This window comes from Arthrobacter sp. K41 (assembly GCF_059089645.1).
In genome coordinates this window covers 603,070-622,255 of the sequence record NZ_JBNHEW010000002.1, presented here as the reverse complement: position 1 = coordinate 622,255, position 19,186 = coordinate 603,070, and the positions used below count along the sequence as shown (strand labels likewise).

The 19,186-nt window shown below is 65.3% G+C and carries 9 protein-coding genes and 1 pseudogene; 4 read left to right on the top strand and 6 right to left on the bottom strand.

All coding sequences use genetic code 11. The features are described 5' to 3' along the window. Positions 1–129 precede the first annotated feature (129 nt). From AC5RTE_RS07255 to AC5RTE_RS07240, 4 genes are all read right to left on the bottom strand, one after another. Positions 130–555 (bottom strand): hypothetical protein, encoded by a 426-nt coding sequence (locus AC5RTE_RS07255; RefSeq protein WP_494040710.1) that lies wholly within the window; start codon positions 553–555, stop codon positions 130–132. Between the two features lie 560 nt (positions 556–1,115). Continuing rightward, positions 1,116–1,343 (bottom strand): hypothetical protein, encoded by a 228-nt coding sequence (locus tag AC5RTE_RS07250; protein ID WP_494040709.1) that lies wholly within the window; start codon positions 1,341–1,343, stop codon positions 1,116–1,118. A 44-nt stretch (positions 1,344–1,387) separates the two neighbouring features. Continuing rightward, positions 1,388–7,051, bottom strand: coding sequence for a DUF6531 domain-containing protein (locus tag AC5RTE_RS07245; RefSeq protein WP_494040708.1), 5,664 nt, complete (start codon positions 7,049–7,051; stop codon positions 1,388–1,390). A gap of 249 nt (positions 7,052–7,300) precedes the next feature. Beyond that, a complete protein-coding gene (locus AC5RTE_RS07240) occupies positions 7,301–7,612 on the bottom strand; it encodes a pyrophosphorylase (protein ID WP_494040707.1) in 312 nt (103 codons plus the stop codon). Between the two features lie 203 nt (positions 7,613–7,815). Here AC5RTE_RS07240 and AC5RTE_RS07235 point away from each other — a divergent pair, with 203 nt between their 5' ends. From AC5RTE_RS07235 to AC5RTE_RS07220, 4 genes are all read left to right on the top strand, one after another. Beyond that, complete coding sequence (locus AC5RTE_RS07235) at positions 7,816–10,674, top strand: hypothetical protein (protein ID WP_494040706.1); 2,859 nt, start codon at positions 7,816–7,818, stop codon at positions 10,672–10,674. Further along, positions 10,671–12,017: a type 1 periplasmic-binding domain-containing protein gene (locus AC5RTE_RS07230; protein ID WP_494040705.1), complete on the top strand. Its 1,347-nt coding sequence runs from the start codon at positions 10,671–10,673 to the stop codon at positions 12,015–12,017. The genes AC5RTE_RS07235 and AC5RTE_RS07230 overlap by 4 nt, the downstream gene beginning before the upstream one ends. A gap of 61 nt (positions 12,018–12,078) precedes the next feature. Next, the gene (locus AC5RTE_RS07225) at positions 12,079–16,398 is read left to right on the top strand and encodes a type VII secretion EssC family protein (protein WP_494040704.1); all 4,320 of its coding nucleotides are present in this window, start codon (positions 12,079–12,081) and stop codon (positions 16,396–16,398) included. Between the two features lie 84 nt (positions 16,399–16,482). Further along, the gene (locus AC5RTE_RS07220) at positions 16,483–18,462 is read left to right on the top strand and encodes a serine/threonine-protein kinase (RefSeq protein WP_494040703.1); all 1,980 of its coding nucleotides are present in this window, start codon (positions 16,483–16,485) and stop codon (positions 18,460–18,462) included. Positions 18,463–18,545: 83 nt separating this feature from the next. Here the strand turns inward: AC5RTE_RS07220 and AC5RTE_RS07215 are convergent. Further along, positions 18,546–18,778 (bottom strand): annotated as a pseudogene (locus AC5RTE_RS07215) (glucuronate isomerase); the annotation flags it as partial. A gap of 42 nt (positions 18,779–18,820) precedes the next feature. Next, a complete protein-coding gene (locus AC5RTE_RS07210) occupies positions 18,821–19,165 on the bottom strand; it encodes a hypothetical protein (protein ID WP_494040702.1) in 345 nt (114 codons plus the stop codon). Positions 19,166–19,186 lie beyond the last annotated feature (21 nt).

Sequence of the window (19,186 nt, the reverse complement as noted above, 5' to 3'; positions counted from 1 at the left end):
AGGTCCTCACTAATGACAGACCCCCAGTTGATCTGCGTCCCAGCATGCTCAATTTAGAAGGCCCTGCGGCTTTCGCTTGATCATACCAAACTGCAACCCAATCCCTTTGGAGAAAATAACCGCACATTATCAACTAGCAAAAAAGCCGCCGGCTTCCAAAATCGATCTGGCAAACGTCCATTGTGCAACTACGCACCCTAAAGTCATAACCGGAGCGAGAATATAATACGCAATTCGCGACCCTTTTCCCATCTGGTGCGAATCCGACTTGGCTCCTGAACGCCACAGCAGAAATAGCAGAATCAGCGCGGGAAGCATCGCAACAGGCATGGGAATGCCGGTCCCGCTCCGATTGAATTTTCCGTCGTAATCCATCCGCGTATCAATCGGAACGCTCATGAAAACGAAGACTGCAATTCCCACACAAACCAAAAATGCAACAACACACAGCTGCGTCTTAATCCGCACCGCGCGCTTACCCAGGCGCAGATCTTCCTTAGTTAGACCACTGGGACCTTCTGCTTCCGAATCAGGATGCCTATTTTCGTCTACCATGGTTGCATGCCTGTGACTCTTCCAAAGACTTGCTCTCCTACAAATTTACCGCTCGACGATAGCTCCGAAATGAGCCCCGCCATAAGCCGCAAATGAGTGCGCCATTCATCCGGGATTTGAATCGAGGTTGGATGCTCCCGGGAAGTGTGTAGCGATCCCGCCCCCGACGCCGTCAAATAGCAATTCTCCGAATCGATATGTCTCTCCGTTTGCAAACTTGTCGACTCTGCCTCCAGCCACAGATCCTTCGGCACCGATGGCATATTGAGTCAGTCTCGAGAGATCACCTGACAGCGGACGAGCAACATACCCCGCCTGCGGACTCACGGCTCCACTGATGAAACCGTTTGCAGCTGCCCCACCAACGCCTGCGAGTTCCCATTCACCCGGGGGCTGGTTACGAAGTAAATGCCGGTATTTCCGATACTGCCGGTGGCCGCGGCTCTCAGCACTGAAGCGGACCGGGGACGCTCCCCCGAGCCGACGACCAGATGCTTGTAACGCAGGGGAGCGCTATCCTTCATTGAATTTGGTGGACTTTTCTGTGCCCAGCCTCAGATTTATTGGCGCCGTTTACTAATGCGCACAAATTCCAGGATGTCCCTACCCAAAGTTGAATTGAACGACCATGTATCTGCCACCTGACGAGCAGCAGCATCGAGCAGATCGCGAGTATGTTCGGACTGACCAGCATGCGCTGACTCGTCAGCTCTTTGAAGCAAACTATTGACGGACTTAAGCGACAAGTCAGACGCAGCTGTGGCGCGCTTTTCTTTAGGAACTTTCATCTCCTCATTCAAGGAGTTCAGTAGATCTTCTACTCGCACTGTCTCTACTCGATTCTCGTCAAAACGCTAGGATCCGGAACATAATACTGAATACCTCCACCCGGATAACCAAAGTTAGGACCGACCCGCCCTGAAATGTAGGTGGAACCCTCAGCAATCTTGAACTGGGCTAAGCGCTCCATCGTGTTTACAGAAGGCAAGGCCAAATCGCTCCTGTTGGCGGGGAGGTTGGGCGTGATGTACCGACCGAGAGCTTCAGATCCGCCTCCGTAGAATCTCAGACCGTACTGTTGCGGTCCTGCCACATCAAGGGAAATCGTTCCAGGATAGAAGGACTGCAAAGCCTCCTGTCTAAACTGACGGGGAACTCCAAGACCTTGTAACCATGCGGACGCTTCTTGCACCCCGGCGTAGGGGTTGGGCGCCAAGTCTTGGAGTTTGACGATGGGGAGCGCAGTTGGTTGCTTGAAATGACCCGCGGAGCCGAAGACTCCACCCAGAAGTGCTCCTTGCGCGCCGGACTGGAGGAATCCTGCTACTGAGTGCGGGCCGGGAGCAGTGCCATAGGCGGCAATACCGCTTACGCCGCCTTCAACCCCACCACCGATGACTGAAGTGGTTACCTTCCCACCGACCTGCGAGACCAAGGCACCCGTCCCCGCCCCAAGTCCTCCCGCCAAGGCTCCAATCGCTGCGTCGACCCCAGCCTTGCCCCAGTCAACAGATCCATTTTGGTACTTCTGAGTACCAACAGAGATACCGCCCGAAATCAAGGTTCCGGACGCTGCACCAATTAGGGCGACCCCAACCGGCCCTCCCACCCCAGTGCACATGAGAGCGATGCCACCTACGACCGCAGCCCCAGCGACGAGGTATTCCCAGTTGTCGTTCAACCAATTTCCCGCGGCGGCAAACGCGCCACGGGTAGAGCCATCGTATGCCTTGAGTTCGCTGTCGGTCAGGGGGCGGAGCCCCGTAGGATCCGTCGTGTTCAGGGGGTTATTGCCCGCGTACGCGTACGGATTCCCGTCCCAACCCGCGCCAAGGACAGGAGCCAAAGGATCGGTTGAGAGGAAACTACGGCTGACAGGGTCATACGCCCGTGCGCCGAGCCATTCCAGCCCCGCGATATCCAGGCCACCATTTCCCGTCAGCATAATCCCAGCCGGCAACGCACCCGCCAGGCCAGTCCCAGCTCCCGCAACACTGCCCGTCACAGGGTCCGCCACAGTCGGGGTGCCAACAACAGCCCACGGATCAGCCTGATCCGTGGGACGGGCAGCCCGCCAGCCTGGCGCAGTCCAGGCCTCCCCCACACCAACAACACCGCCCGGCAGGGAAAGGACCTGCCCGCCGCCGATACCAGCCAGGGTGGGGACGGGGTTGGCCGTATCCCACCACAGCTCCAAACGGTCGACGGCGGCAAGCTCACCCAGCGCGTCGACCCACAACTCATACCGGGACACCTCAGCCCCATCACGGTCCCGCACCACAGATCCGCTCAGAAGTCCGGTGGGACCCCACGCATGCTCGGTCCAGGACCCGTCCGGTCCAAACAACCGTGCGCGGCGGCCCAAACCGTCATGGACGTACTCCGTCCGGGACCCGTCGGGTTCCGTGACGGACAGGAGCTGGCCCGCAACGTCGTAGCCGTAAATCCGGGACCCTCCGGGGAGTGTCTCACGCAGGAGCCGCCCGCCGGCGTCATACTCCCACCCCAACACCACAGCCGGCACGTCACCTTCGCCGGAACCGGTGGTCGTCGCCGACGTTATTTGCCCGGCACCGTCATACCCATAACGAGTGACAGCACCTGACCGGGTCAGCCCCGTAATCCTGCCGTCGTCATCGCGGCCGATCAGCGTCACGTCGGCCGCACCGGAACCGGCCCGGTCAACCCGGTTGTGCTCGACGAGGGCCCCGTCGCGGTAAGCCCACTCCTGGACCAAGCTGCCTGCTGTGGCGGACGTGATCCGGCCGGCGGCGTCGTGGGTGAAGACCGCTTTCCCCAGGAGGGGGTTAGTCACGGCGGTGATTCGCCCGGCGGCGTCGCGGGCGTAAGTGGTAGTAATCCCGGAGGCGTCTGTGAAGCTGGCGCGGTTCCCGTCTGCGTCATACTCCCAGGACAGGCCCTGCGCACCACGGGTGCGGGAGGTCAACCGCCCGCACCGGTCAAAGCCGAGCTCATGGTCCACGGCCAACCCGTCCGGGCCGGTGTAATCGGTGATGATCACCTGGCGGCGGACCAGGTCGCGTTCGACGGCGGCCAGCAGCTTCCCGTCAAAGGATGTCGAGGCTTCGCGGCCGGCCTGGTCGTAGGCCCACGTGGTGGTGTGCCCGTCCGGATCCGTCTGGGACAGCTGCCGCCCGGCCGGATCATACGTCGCCGTGGTGACCCGCCCCAGCGGGTCCGTCACCGAAGCGACGAGGTCCGTTGCCGTGTAGGTCCGGGTGGTGACAGCGCCGTTGGGGTCGGTGATCCTGACCAGCCTGCCGCGGATGTCGTATTCGAACCGGGTCCGCCCGCCTACACCGTTGACGGATTCAACAAGTTCGCCAGCGGTGTTGTATTTGAACCGACGGGTCCCATACCAGGTGTCCTGGGAGAAGCTCAGACGCCCGCACCGGTCATAGCCATACCGGGAGACTCCCTGCCCTGGGCTGTGGCGAAGCACGAGCCGGCCACACACGTCGTACTCGAACGTCTCCACCTCGCCGGTGGGCAGCGTCCGGGCGATAACCCGCTGGTCGGCGTCGTACGTCAACTCCGTGACTGCACCGAGGGGGTCGATGGTCTGCCAGGGGCGCCCGCATCCGTCGTACTCAAAGCGGGTGACGGCACCGGTGGGAGAAGTAATCGAGGTGATCTTCCCCGCCACGTCCCGGCCCAAAACCGTCAGGCCGCCCTCACCGTCGACGAGTTCCACCGGGTTTCCCGCCACGTCGTAGGTGACAAGCTCAGCGGACCCGTCCGCGGCCTCCACCCGGGTGGGGCGCCCAAACTCGTCAAAGCGAATGGTGGCGGAGGCGAAAGCCTCCGTAAGGGTGGCCGTCCCCGCCTTCCGGTCGGTGGCAGCGTCCGTGCGGACTCCGGTGGGATCGATGACGGCAGTCAGGGCACCGACCTTGTCGTACTCCCGCACCCAATCATGTCCGGCCGGGTCCGTGATGCCGATGAGCCGGGAGAGGGTGTCGTGCGTGAAACCCCAGGCTGCGCCGTCGGGCAGCACCGCGGCGGTGACGTTCCCCAGTTCGTCAAAGACCCGCTCCACGGACCGGCCCAGGGGGTCGATGGTGCGGACGAGTTCACCGTTGGGGGCGTATTCGAGTTCGGTCCGGCCACCGTCCGGGGCCACGGTCGCCGTAATCCGCCCGGCAGCATCATGCTCGAAGGCCCACACGGCTCCGTCCGGGTCTTCCCGCCGGACCAGCAGCCCGGCACCGTCATAGGTGTAGCAGGTCTCGGCGCCGGAGGGGCTGACCGCCGTCACCGGCCGACCCGCCTGGTCCCGGACGATCCGCGAAACATCGCCTACCGCGTTCCGGGTCGCAACCAGGTCCCCAAAGGCGTCGTACTCAAACCCAACCCGTACCCCCACCGGGTCCGTGACCTGGACCAACCGGCCCTCGCGCCACTCCAGCTCGGTTCGGCCACCCAGCGGGTCAAGGACCACGGCAGGGTCCCGGGAAAGGTCATCGGCGTATTCGTAAGACACGACGGCGCCTGAGGCGGTCACCAAGGTGGTGATCCGGTCCTGGTCATCCCAGCCGTAGGTCAGGTCGGCGCCTTCCGGGGTCACCGTCCGGGTTTTCCGGCCCCTTTCGTCATACGCGTGGACAGTGACCGCACCGTCGCGTTCGGTGAACGACACCAGGTTCCCGTGGGTGTCGTACGCCATCGACTGGCGTTGGTCATGGGAATCCAGCACGCCCACCAGGCGGCCCTTCGCATCCGCGATCCACGAGTTGGAGCGCGTGCCGTCCTCATCCGACACCACGGTGACCCGGCCCGGCAGGTACGCGAACCGGACCCGGCGCCCATGCTGGGTCACCTGGAGGACCACCCGGCCGAGATCGTCATAGGAGTTTTCGGCTTCAAGGACACCCGCGGCGGAGTACACGGCATCGATCAGGCCAGCCTCGTTCCACCGGTACGTCCGTGTGCCTGTTTCCGTGCCCACACTGACCAAACGGCCTGTGGCGTCGTACCCGTATTCGACGCGCCGGCCATCGGAGGCGCGCACGACGGCGGCGCGTCCAGCCGCGTAGTCCACCTCCAGGAAGCGGCCCCGCACGTGGTCCAGCCTCGTCACCAGCCCGGCGCTGCCGCCGTCGGCCGCCTCGGTGCCGTCCGCCGGGACAGCAGCAGGTGCTTCCCGGTGGGCCGACACGGTCCGGCCCGGACCGGAACCGGCCCCCAGCCATACTCCGGCGAGGCTGAACGCCCACCAAGCGCCTTGGTTGTCCCGGACCACGAGCAGCTCGACTGTGCCCGCGGGCAGGGAGCTCAGCTCCGTGAAAACGCCTGCTGTGGCGGATTCGCGGGTGAGCCAGTAGTTCTCCCCCACACCGCGGGCCCAGCCGGCACCGTTCCGGGGGAAGTCCACGGCCCGGCCATCGGCCAGCACCCACCGGCCGCCCTCATCCGAGATCGCGAGGTGCTGATCCAGCACCGAGGCCCAGCCCGGACCGAAGACCCCGTCCTGCTCGAGGCCCGAGCCCAACGAGTTATACATCCGCGAGAGCACGAGGTTCGCGGCAGTCCCGGCGAAGCCCAGATCCGTTTCCGGCTCGATAAAGTTTCCCGTCGCGGTGTTCACCGGGTCGTTGGCGTAACCGCTGGTGGGCATCGCGCCCGCAGCCTGAGGCGGATCAATCACCAGCCCGGACCGGCTCGCGCTCACCCCGGCTGCGACCAGCGCCTCGTTCACGGCCGCGTCCGACAGAGTTGAAACGTTCCCCTCGCCCCCGGCAGCGGCAAAAGCGTCAGCAACCGTGACGGCCCAGACAGCGTCGTTCTCGTTGGCCCTCAGGTACTCCCGGTACGCGCGGAGCACCCCCGATGCCTCAATAGATCCCCAATAGCAACTGGACTCAAACGAGGACAACTGCCCCTCAAGGGTCCCCGGGGCCGAGGCCAACCCGTCATCCAAACCGCGGGAGTTCGCCGCGAAGGACCGCAAATTCGCCGGCCGCGCCGAGGAGGTCCCGCCCCCATACCCTCCACCGGGCGACGGGGTATCCCGGGAGCCGGTGTGGGCGTTGGCAGCCGGGAAGGTCGGGGCACTTACCGGATCCATGTTGGGCCGGGGCGATTCGCCGGACCACCAGTCCCCGAATTGTTCAAAGAAGTTCCGGTCATTGTGCTCCCGGACCCACTCATTGTTCCGCCTGCGCCGGTTATCCTCGTCCCGCCCGGCATCGATCATTCGGCCCACGTACCCAGCGACGGCCCGCAATGCGGACGCCAAAGCGTTCGCGTCATTCCTGGCCGTCGCAGCATTGGCCTCGAAGACCTCCGAGAAGTGACCCAGGAAGTCCTCCTTCGCCGCAGAAACATACGAGATACGCGAACCCGCATGCTCCTCGAGCCGCGACGCCGCCGACTCAAACGTGGACCGCACCTGCCCGGCCACGCCGTAATCGAACCGCCCGCCATCAGAGGCACCCGAATCCGGCAACAACGGCATCTCAACGAACTTGGTCACAACCAAAGCCCCCCATGAACAAGAACTGAAATAAGAACAACCAGCAACCCGCAGGACAGGCGCCCGTACGGGAAAAGAACCACCAAGAACAGGACGCACCCGGGAGGAAACCTAAAGCCGGGCAGCGAACCCCAAAACCGGTCAGGGGAACCCAGAACCGGCGAAAAGATTAAGACAAGGCAACGGCCAGGCAACCGGCCGCTCCCCCGAGCGGCGTGGTCACCCGGCCATCACGCCGGCAAAAACAGGCTAGGCGCCGCCGCCGGCGGAGAAAATGTCCTGCGAGATCTTCTGCAACTGGCCCCGCAGCTGCTCCAACTCTTCCTTTGCCTTATCCAACGCAGCCTTTGTCTCCGGCCACGTTGAACCACGGAACTGGGCAGCCAAAGGACCATCCCAAACATTCGGATCAGACAGGACCCGGCCCTGGGCATCCAGAGCAGAGATTTGATCCGTGAAACCACCGTTGATAATTGACTGCACCTGGTTGATCGCAGCCTTTGCTTGCTCTGTAGACAAAACGCGAGACATCAAAAATTCCTCCCCAAGAGACCAACTCATTACCGCCGATTACAATACCGCGGCGGTCAGACGGTGCTGACGCTACCAACAGATCGCAATAAGTCCAACAAAAGGATAAACAAAGAGCACGAACACACGGTAAACCCGTTACCTGCATTACCTTCAGGGCCGCAGATTAGTCCAATCGTCAGTCCAACCCCGTATCATGCTCAAGGCACAGCGAACGGAAAAGGGGACCGACCATGCCCAAACGGACTTATACCCACCAGCACTCCGCGGGGCGCCTTGTCACCCCGGGTCGGTCGCTGGGCGGCTTCCTTGTAGGCCTAGGGCTGATAGCGACGACGTCGTGCACCCCAATTCCCAAGCCGGAGCCGGTATCCAACCCCGTCAAGCTCCTCCAAAGCGTGCGCGTGGGCCTGTCCCCCGCCGCCGGAGTCGAGACTGTCGAAGGCACCACCATCTCCGTATCCGCGGCCGGCGAATCCTCTGCCGAGGAAACAAAGTACGACGCGGCCCAGGTTGTCGGGGAACTGCCCGTGCGGGTGAGCCTGCAGTACCGGGCCGGGGAGAAGTCGGGCGCCGACCTCGCCGAGCTTGAAGGCCACACCGGGCCGGTCGAAATCAGACTGACTCTTGAAAACCTCACAGTCGGGCCGCGCGTCATCGAGTACGACGCCGCCGGCCAAACCCGCGCTGACACCGCCCTCGTCGGCGCACCCCTGACCATCGCCGCATCCACCAAACTCGCCGGCGTACGGGCAGATGATGTTACCCCCGGCGCCGCGGACGGCGCATCGGGTACCAACGGCGTCCTGAGTAACTCGGAAGACGGCGCCACTGTCGTTCAATGGGCCACAGTGCTGGCCCCGCCGCGTTCAGGCGCCAGCACCACTCTTCGCCTCGTCGCCGACGTGGAGGACTTCCAGGTACCCGACTTCGACGTAGCGGTCCAGCCCGGCCTCAACACCGACCTCAGTGCCAATGGTGTCATCGCCAGTGCGTTCTCCACCGGCGCAGGCTCCGAAATGGAGCTGCAACGCCGCACCATCTCGCTGGTCTCCGACGTCAACACCGTGCTGACCAAGGCCGGATCCACCATAACGGAGGTCCGACAGAACCTGCAGGAGACCTCCCAGACCCTGGGCGTCAAGACCGCAGGGGAACTGCGCGACAACTCCCAGGCGCTCGCCGCGACCATGTCCGGCCTGAAGGAACAGCTCAGGACGCTTGGTGCCGATCTGGAGTCCGCAACGACGACAACACAGTCCACTACTGCGTCCCAGCTCAAACAGACCGTCTCCGCTGTTGACTCGATGCTCGGCGACACCTCGGCGCTGCCCCCTACCGTCCCCATCAACGGTGAGGGCTGCGCCGCCGAGGTTCCCAAGTCAGCAACGTCTGCCACCGTCTACTCCAGCGTGCTGACCATGGCTTCACAGCTTGATGCCTATGCGAAGGTCAGCGCAGGCTGCCGGGACGCGGTGGCGGGTGCCATCACAGCAACAATGGGCCCTGAGAACCCCACCGCCGAGGAGTGCGCGGAGCAAGATTCCATGACATGTTCCCTTTACGGCTCGGCGGTGACGATCACCGGGGCGCTGCTGGGCCTGGTGAAGAAGGGCGACGAAATTGTTGCCGGGCTTCAACCGCACGTGGTTGACGGTGCAATCAGGGACCAGGAAGCCGCAGCGGGCACGCTGGACACGGTGCGCAACGACGTCGCTGCGATCCTCGACCGTGCCGAAACGACGGCTGATTACACCACCGCCCTTGCGGAAGTGGACAAAGCAATCAAATCCGCCCGGGCTTCTGTCGGCGCGACCCGCGAAGCCGCCGCCGAGGTCCGCAACAAGATCGACGGCCTGCGGCAAAAGCTGACCGAGATCCAGGCGGCTGCGGAAGGCGCCCAGAAGGAGCTGGGTAACGCCCAGCTCCTGAACGGCTCAATGTTGCAGCAGAACCAGCGGCTCGCCGACGAGCTTTGCAAGTTGGCCGACGGTTCGCTTCCCCGTGAGGGCAGGTTGTCCGCCAAGGAGGTGGAGGAACTGCGGTCGTACCTGACATCCGTGCCTTGCGTGACCACGGATGAAAGCGGAAACCAGGCGCAGGCGCTGACCCCGCCGTTCGGGTTCAAGGACCCGCTGGATGCACGGCTGCAGGCCCAGTCGGCCGCGTGGGACGCGGTCCTCGCCGCCACCGACTCTACCGCCCCGGAGCAAGCAATCAGCCAAGCACTGGCCACCCTGGGGACGGCTATCGACGACATCGACACCAAGCTGGATGCCATCAACGAGGCCACCAACGCACTCGACCGCGCCGCCACCGGCAAGGCCAAAAGCACGAAGAGGGAGATTGAGGCACTGAACAAGGCCCTCCGCGAAGCAATCGAGTCCTCCGGCCGTGTAGGCATGACGCTCGCACAGCTGAAGGAGCAGCAGGACGATCTGGGCGAGAAGATCAAACAGTCCCTGGGCGACGTCTCGACTGAGACCGCTGACGAGGTTCTAAAGTCCGTGGACCAGCAGGTGCGCCAGGTCGCCGAAATCGGCGAAGCGGGCTCCGGCGCCGTGATCACGGCCTTCAACCGATCTATCTCCGGCTTGAAATCCACTTCGGACGAAGTGGTGAATGACGCCTCGGGGACAGTGGACAAGCAGCGTGACGAACTACTCGGGCAGAGCGACGAACTGACCGCCTCCCTGGCCCAGAGCACACAGTCCTCGCTCGCGAACATCGCCTCGAGCACTTCCGGCTCCACCCGTGACGTCGAGGGCGCCAACGCCCTCCTGTCCTCAAGCCTCGGCAAGGTGATGCTCGACCTGGGGGACCGTTCGGTGAACGGATCCGGGCTGCTCGGCTCCATGGCCACAAGCGCTGCCAAGGCCGGCACTGCTGACTACCAATTGGCCCTGGCGTCCCAGAACGCTGAAGGGTATGCCAACATCCGCTCCCGTGATGTGGCTGGACTGCTGCTGCGCCAGGCACAGTTCAAGACTTCACTTGCCGCGGCCGCAGAACTGCCGCCGTTCCACCTCGAAGTACCGGCCGGCGCAACGTCGCAGACCCTGTACACGTTGAAGATCGGCGGCGGCGCTTGAACTTCCGCAGCAGATCCTTTGTCCTGATCGCCACAGGGGCCGCTATCGTCGTCGTGGCTGCGGTCGCCCTGGTGATAACGCTTGTTCGCCCCACGGAGGGCCCGCGGCCGGACCCCGTAGCCGCCACGGTTCCTGTGGCCTTGAACGCAGGGGGCATGCCGAAAGACTTCTCGATCGGCGTCGTCCTGACGTTTGGCCAGTCCGGTGAACCTGGTTCCGAGTACAACCGGGCGGCGCAGGGCGCTGTCGTTGCCGCACAGCGTTTCGCCCAGGGCGGCGTTACCGTCGCCCTCTCGGCCCAGAACGACGGTGGTTCTGAGGAGGGTGCGCGTGCCGCCGTCCAAGCGCTGGCCGAGCAGGGAGCGTCCGGTGTCATCGTGGCGAGCACGGGACCGCAGGCCCGGGCTGCAGCCAAGACCGCCGGGGAGCTCGGGCTCCCGGCGATCCTGCCCTACGCGGAACCGGCGGAGCTGACACAAACCACGTGGACCACCTCGCCCTCGCGCGCATCCATCGACGCCGCCGTTCGAATCACGCTGGAGGGCAAGAACAGAGTGCTGCTCGTCAGCGACGGCGGCCAAGCCCATGCGGCGGTGCAGGTCGCCCAGACGCTCAACCTGGAAGAATTCGAAGACGTGATGAGCCTGGCTCAGGAAGCGGCCATCAGAACCGGCGACCAGCTGCGCCCGCCTGCCGAAGATACTCCCGAGGGCGCGGAGTCCACAAGCCTCGCCGAAGCCGCCGACGCCGTAATCGTCTCGGCCGCCACCCCGCAGCGGCTCGCCCGCCTGGTCCAGGCCCTGCAGGCGCGCGGTGTGTCTGTTCCCCTGGTCCTGCCGGACGGGGCAGCCGCCCCTGCTTTTACCTCTACCTTGGCCGAAGCCGACGGCACTGCTTCCGGCCAGCTTGTCAGCTACTCCGCCGGTGGAGGCGATGCCGCTGCGCTCCAGCAGGACGCCCAGGGGCGCGGGATGTCCGCTTTCCTGTCCGCGGTCCGCCTGGCGTCCAGCAATTCAAAGGTTAGTAACCTGACGGGCGACGCTCCCTTCTCGGCTGACGCCTGGGCAGCAGACACAGGCAGCCACGACGCCGTCGTGGCCCTCGTGAGGGCGGCGGCGCTGGCCGGAACCGGTGATCCGGTCAAGGTCGGGGCGGCGCTGGGCACCATGTCGTTTGGTCCAGGCGTAGGAATCGCGGGGCCCAACCTGGACTTCTCCCGGTCTGCAGCGCTCACAACCGAAGCAGTGCCGGTCTATGCTTCACCCCAGGACCTGGGCCTCCGCCCGGCGGACGAGAACGCTCCGCGGCTCGTTTGGGTGCCGGCACCGCTGGCCGGGCCCTAACAATACGTCCCCGGCCCCGTCCCTGAAGGGCCGGGCCATTCCACCATAAAGGAGCGCCTCGGTGCGTGTGCTGATCGACCTGGACGGGAGCCGCTTTGAATGCGAGGTGGCGCGGGCTGCGCCGGCCATCACGCTAACGGACTTAGTGGAGGCCGCCGGCGGGCCCCGTCTGGCGTCCGAAGAGGTGGTGTTCGTGAACGAGGCCGAGGTGCGGGGTTCAACCCCAGCCTCGGAGCTAATCCTTTTGGAAGGCAGCCGCATTTCGCGGGCGCCGTGGCAAGCACCGCACCGGATACAGGATTGGAGCGTGACGCTTGCCGGCGGTCACCGCGCCGGCACGGTGGTTGAGGTCCCGCGGGGACGGGAGATGCTTATTGGCCGGTCACCCCACGCCGATCTCAGCCTGCCCACGGAAAGTGCGTCCTGGGACCATTGCCGCCTGCGCCGCGAGGAAGACGGGGTGCGGGTGCTGGATGGCGGATCTACGAACGGCACCCTCGTTAACGGCGAAATGGTCGCGGAGGACGGCATTGTGGTCACCGAAACGGCCACGATCAGCGCGGGCGGCACGGTGCTCCTCCTGCGCCCGTCACTGGATGAGACGCCTGCACCGGCCCCGGGCAGCCTGCACAACCTCACACCGGCGGCAACGGCCCCCTTCAACCGGCCGCCCCGTCCCGGCCGCGCACAGGCAGGCGACCCCCTGGTCCCGCCGAGCCCCAGGGACGTGCCTCCAGCCAATAAATTCAGCTACATCACTGTGCTGGCGCCCCTCGTCATGGCCGTGGCGATGGTGCTGATCCTTGGGGATATGCGCTTCGCGATGTTCGCCATGCTCAGCCCTGTCATGGCAGTGGGCATGTGGTTCGAACAGAAGCGCCGTCACGCCCGGGGGCTCAAGGAAGAGGATGAGCGCTTCTCCGGGGCCCTCAAGGATTTCGAACAGCAGGTCCGCGTTGCAGCCAAGGCGGAAACCGCCCGGCGCCACAGAATGATTCCCGACCCCGCAACGACTGTGCGCCGCCCGGCCATCCCTGCCACGTCCTTGTGGCAGCGCCGCGCAGACTCGGACGATTTCCTGGCCCTGCATGCCGGCACGGGAGACGTTCCCTGGACGCCGGATGTGGACCGAACGGCAGGCTCGCGGCTGGATGAAAGGGTGAAGGACTCCCTGGCGGCCGCACGCCTGCAGGCCGCGCCCGTACTCGTGGACCTCACCGATGCTGGAGTGGTGGGCATGGTTGGCCCGCGGGAAGGAACCCTGGCGCTTGCGCGGTCGCTCCTTGCCCAGGCCGCAGTACACGTTGGCCCGGCGGATCTGACCGTCGGAGTTTTCTGCGACAGCGGACGTGCCGATGAATGGGAGTGGGCGTCATGGCTGCCGCACACGCGCCAGGCCGGCAGCAGCACAGGCCAGCGCTGGATGTCTGCGCACCGCGAGACGAGCCTCGCCATGCTGCGCACGCTGAAGGACACCGTCCAGGATGTCCCCACTCCGGCGCTCCTGGTAGTCCTGGACTCCGAGGTGCTCACGGAGGGCAGGGACGCCCCGGCGCGCGCATTGCTCGGCATGGGCCGCTCCGTGCCGGGGGTTCATGTAAACCCCCAACAGCGCCCGGTCCGGGTGGCCGGCATTGTCATCGCCGCGTCGGAGGAGCAACTGCCGGCTTCCTGCACCACGATCATCAAGGTGGGAGCGGACGCAGCGGCCACTGTGGACCAGCCGCGGGACCTGAGTCGTGTGGAGGACGTCATCCTGGCGGGCCTTGACCAGGATGAGGCCCTGCGCTGTGCAATGCGCATTGCACACTTCGATGATCCGGAGCTGAACGTGCCGGGGGCCTCGCTGCCCTCCCTGGTGCGGTTGCCCGGACTCCTGGGCTACGAACGCCCGGACTCCACCACCATCCGGCGCCTGTGGCAGGCCCCCACTGGAGTCTCCACCCCTATTGGCACCGGAGAAAATGGGCCACTGACCCTGGACTTGGTCAAAGACGGGCCTCACGGCCTGGTTGGCGGGACCACGGGTTCCGGCAAGTCCGAGTTCCTTCGCTCGCTCATTGCAGGCCTCGCGGCGCGCAACGATCCGACCCGCCTGAACTTCATTCTCGTCGACTTCAAAGGCGGGGCGGCGTTCAAGGCGTGCGAACGCCTCCCGCATACCATCGGCACAATTTCCAACCTGGACGAGCAACTGGCCGACCGTGCCCTCCGCGCCCTGGAGGCGGAGATGGAGCGCCGACAGCGGATCTTCGCAGCCGCCGGCGAGGGCATCGATAACCTGAACGCCTATCTGGCCACGAACCCGGCCGAGCCCATGCCCCGGCTGCTGCTGGTGATCGACGAGTTCGCCATGCTCGCCAAGGACTTCCCAGATGTACTCAAGGCGTTGGTCAGCGTCGGCGCCGTGGGCCGGACCCTGGGCGTGCACATGATCCTGGCGACGCAGCGCCCGGCGGGCGTCGTCAGCGAGGACATCCTCGCGAACACGAACCTTCGGGTGGCGCTGCGCGTGCAGAGCCGCGAGGACTCCAACAATGTCATCGGTGTGCCCGCAGCCTCGGCAATTGGCCGGGCCCAGATGGGCCGGGCCTTTGTGAAGCTGGGCCAGGACGACATCACGCCCGTGCAGACGGCCCTCGTGACGGGACAGGCGCAGCTGGGCGGCGGTGCCGCCGTGGAAGTGCGGGAAATCATCCAGTTCGGCGTTCCCGTGCCGCTTGCCGCTGCCCCGCGGCCTGACGCCGTGGATGATAATGACCTGGACCTCCTCATCGACGCGGTCGTGGCCGCCAATGCCGAGGAAGGGTACGCTGCTCCACGGCAGGTCTGGCCGGAGGCCCTCGGCCGGCGCGTGGAGTTGGACGGTTTCCTCCCGGCGCCGGAAGGTGACTCCCCCGATGTCCAGTCCCATCCTGCTGCCGATCAGGCGCCCCTGCCCCTACCGGCGGTAGGCGGCATCCGGGGCTCCTCCGTCCTGGTGGCCCTCGTGGACGAGCCCGACCTGCAACGCCAGTCCGCCGCGGGATGGGACCTGTCCGCGGGGAACCTGATGCTTATGGGCGTGGCAGGCTCCGGCACGAGCACCGCGCTGGCCTCGATCGCGCTTGCCCTGGCGAAGGACGCCGATCCGGCCGAGCTGGACCTGATGATCCTCGATCTGGGTTCCCGTGAGCTTGAGCCACTGGAACGGCTGCCCCACACCGTGGCGTACGTAGGAACCGGTGCCGGTGCCAAGGAGCAGCAGGCCCGCTTCCTGCGGCACCTGCACACCGAGCTGGAGAGCCGCCGCGCGAAGCCAGGGGGGCACCGCCACACCGTGGTGCTGTTGGACGGGCTGGCCTCGCTGCGCGATGAATTCCAGGATTTTGAGGGACAGCAGCTTCTGGCCTTGCTGTACCGAGCTTACGCTGACGGCCCCGCACTCGGGCTGTCTTTCGCCGTTTCCACCACGCGTGCCAAGGCTGTGCCCTCAGCCATGAATGAAGTGACACTGCAGCGGTGGCTTTTCCGTTTGGCCGACAACTACGACTATTCCTCGCTCGGCGTCCGGGGCAAGGCGATACCCGCTGAGCTTCCGGGCCGCTGCGTGGACCCGCGCACGTCGCTCCAGATGCACGTGGCCACGCCCGGTATCGGGTTGAAGGCCGCGGTGGACCGGGTGCGCCAGAGCTGGGCGCAAGCACCCCCGAAGACAGCTGCGATCAGGCGCTTGCCTTCCGACGTCACGATGCTGGACCTGGGCGTGGAACCGCGGCTTGAGACGGAGCCCTGGCTTATCCCCGTTGGTATACAGGAGGCGGACCTCTCGCCGGCGTTCCTGGAAATTTACGAGGGCGAGCACGCGTTGGTCGCCGGGCCCGCCCGTTCGGGAAAATCAACATTGTTGCTTGCCCTGGCCGCAGCCGTGCGCGGCGCGGCCTCTGCACACGGACCGGCCAAGGTATGGGGCATCTGCGACCGCCGCTCGCCCCTGGCCCTCGCGGATCTCGACCGGGTGGCAGTGGGCGCTGACGACGTACCTGCCCTGCTGGCCTCCCTGCGGCTGGAGCGCGGTACGGTGTTCCTGCTGATCGACGACGCTGAGCGCTTCGAGGATACCGATCAATCGATCGCGGGTGTGGTGGCATCCGGGCAGCCGGGGCTGTGCGTCATCGCGGCGGGGCGTGCCGCGGACCTGCGCGGGCTGTACAGTCACTGGACCAAGACGATCCGCAAATCCCGCCTGGGCGTGCTGCTCCAGCCGGACGTTAATTACGACGGCGAGTTGCTGGGCGCCGTCCTCCCACGAAAGGCACCGGTGGCGATGACCACAGGGCGCGGCTACATCGGTGTGGGCGGGCAAATGGCGCTGATCCAGGCAGTCAGTGCCGAGAGCTGATCCCCCGGGCGCAGGCTCGCGACGTAAGTGGGCGGGCGTGCGGCGGCCGTGAGTAACCCAGATCAATTGCGTGGAGAGAACAGTATGCAATTCGCACAGACGGGCCAGGCGCTTGGAGCGTCCTACCGCTTCGGCGAGCGGGTGGGTTCCGGCGCCGTCGGCGAGGTATGGACCATCACCTCGGCCGAAGGCGGGACATTTGCCGCCAAGGTCCTGCGCCCGGAGCACGCCGACGATCCGTCCCTCGTGGAGCGGTTTGTCCGCGAACGATCCGTGCTGCTTGGGTTGCAGGACTCCCACATCGTCACAGTACGCGACATGGTGGTGGAAGGCGCGCGGCTGGCCATTGTTATGGACTACGTTGCCGGCGGCTCGCTGCGTGACGTGGTGCAGGAGGCAGGCCCGCTGCGTCCCGCGGATGCGCTCAGCCTCGCCGCCGAAGTGCTCGATGCCCTGGCTTTCGCTCACGCGCGGGGCGTCACGCACCGCGACATCAAGCCGGACAATGTGCTCCTCGCCCAACCCTGGCCGGACTGCGGGCCGGGTGACGTCCGGGTCTCCGACTTCGGCATTGCCGACGTGGTGGGCGAGAGGATCCGCCAGACGACCGGCCTCATCGGAACCCCGCAGTACATGCCTCCCGAGCTCATCAGCCAGGGCCGGTCCGGCCCTGCCGGCGATGTGTACTCCACGGGCGTCATGCTCTACGAACTCCTCGCCGGGCGCACTCCTTTTGCCGGACCGGGGACGGACTTCACGGTTGCCTACCGCCATGTTTCCTCCCACCCGCCACGGATTCCAGTCGAGGACGAGGTATGGGACACTCTCGAGGTCCTGCTGTCCAAAGACCCCGCGCAGAGGCCCACCGCCGCTGAAGCTGCTGCCACGCTTCGACGCCTGGTGCCGCGCCTTGCCGGCAGCGCCCCGCTTCCGCATGGGGTAGCCCCGGCGGCCTTCGACGACGTCGAACGCCCCGCCACCGTGGTCCGGGGGGCCTTCACTGATGCGGAACTGACAGCCTTGGCTTCCGCGCCCTCAACCGACGACGGCGGGGAGGTTCCCACTCTCGGGGAGGCGGGCAGCGCCACCATTGTCCGCCCGCTCCCGCGCGGGAAGGTGGGCACCCAGGCGGAGGCCCTTCCGCAGGACAAGGATGAAACCCCGTTCTGGCGTACGCGTAAAGCGCTGCTTCTCGCCGGCACCGCGGCCCTTCTCCTGGCGGCCATGGTTGCGGGGTTCGTTGTCCTTGCCCCAACCGGCCAGCAGAACCCAACAGGTGGCGGCGCCCGGCTGTCCGCGCAACTGCAGGACGCGGCCGTTCCTACCGGCCTGACGATCTCACGCACTGCCTTGTACGAGCCGTCCTCCGGCCACACGCGCCTGACCGTCTCCTACGCAGCACAAAAGGCGCCCTTGTCAGGTGAATTCCTGGAGGTAATCCCGGGCATTGCGGAGGGGGACGTGTGCCCGGTGGCCATTTGGGAAGAGGCCTCGGTAAGCCGGAACCAAGCCTCGATCACCGGCCTTGACGTCGAGTGCGGTTGGAAGCTCTCAGGGTTGGAGGTGCCGGCAGGAGGTTCCGTGCAGGTGACCGCCAAGGTGCCGGTGGAACCCGCCGACCAACAGGCCCTCGACGCGTGGCTGCGTGCCGGATCCCAGGCGACAATCGCCGCGACGCAGGACCCGGCCGTTAAGGGCACCGCATTTCCCGTCCAGCGCCTAAAGGGCCTGGAAGTGCGCACACCGGCGCGCGTCGTGACACCGAGCCCGCTGAAGATCACCCTGGTGCCGGTGTGGGCCGGCGGCGCAGACGAGTTAAACCCGCTCTACGTCAGTCCCGCTTCAGGGAAGCCCTCGCAGATGCTCACCGCAGTTACCGGCGGCGAAAAGGGCGTGCGCTTCTCCGACGGTTGTGGCGGCGCCCTGGCGGTGGACAGTTCCGGGCTGACAGTAACAGCCCTCCAGATAACCCCACAGTGCACCGTGCGTGCCAGCGTCGGAAACTTCACTGAGCTGCAGTCCCCGAGCTTCGACATCACATCGCGTGAGAAGGCGGGAGACTAACCAGCTCAGTGGTCAATAGTCGTGGCGCTCTACGTGTCCCTCCCGGAACGCTGCTGTCCCGCGTCGCTGGCAAACAACCTCACCAAGGGCCAGGCGTTGCAGAACTCGCGCCACACCGCACGGCTGTCAGGCTGGGTTGTGTGCGATTCCCGAAGCTGTTTCAGCGGAACACCGTTGGCGTGGATCAGGTGTGTAACGTAGCGGTCCGGGCCGACCAGCAGCGCTGCCGGGTCCGGAAAGAGGCGTTGTGCTCGATGACTGCGGCGTCAACGCGGCCGTGCGGGGATATGATCCAAAGCAAGGGAAGCCCCGGCACAAGCGCCGGGGCTTCCCTTGTTTAATTTCCTGTTTGGTTCCGCTAGAGCCGGTCCGTCTGGTCCTCGCCCTTGTGGCCCGCTCCGCGCAAGTTCTCCTGAACCTTCCCGAACAGGTCCTTAATGGTGGATTCGGCGTTGGAGAGCACATCCACCGGAAGGTAGACCTCCTGCGTGAGCGGCAGGTCGTATTCATCCTTGAGGTGGGTGCCGTTCCCCACACCGTCCAGGGACAGGTAAACCATGGCCTCCGTCCGGGCGATCCCGGCGATCTTGCCAAAGACAACGGTGAACTCGTTCGGCTGGAAGCTGATGGTCTGGCCGACGTGGTTGCGGCCAAGTTCACCGGCGGTAACGGCCTTTTCCTGCTGGCTGCGGGTGTATTCCATAACTGCTCCTCTAGGTCGCCG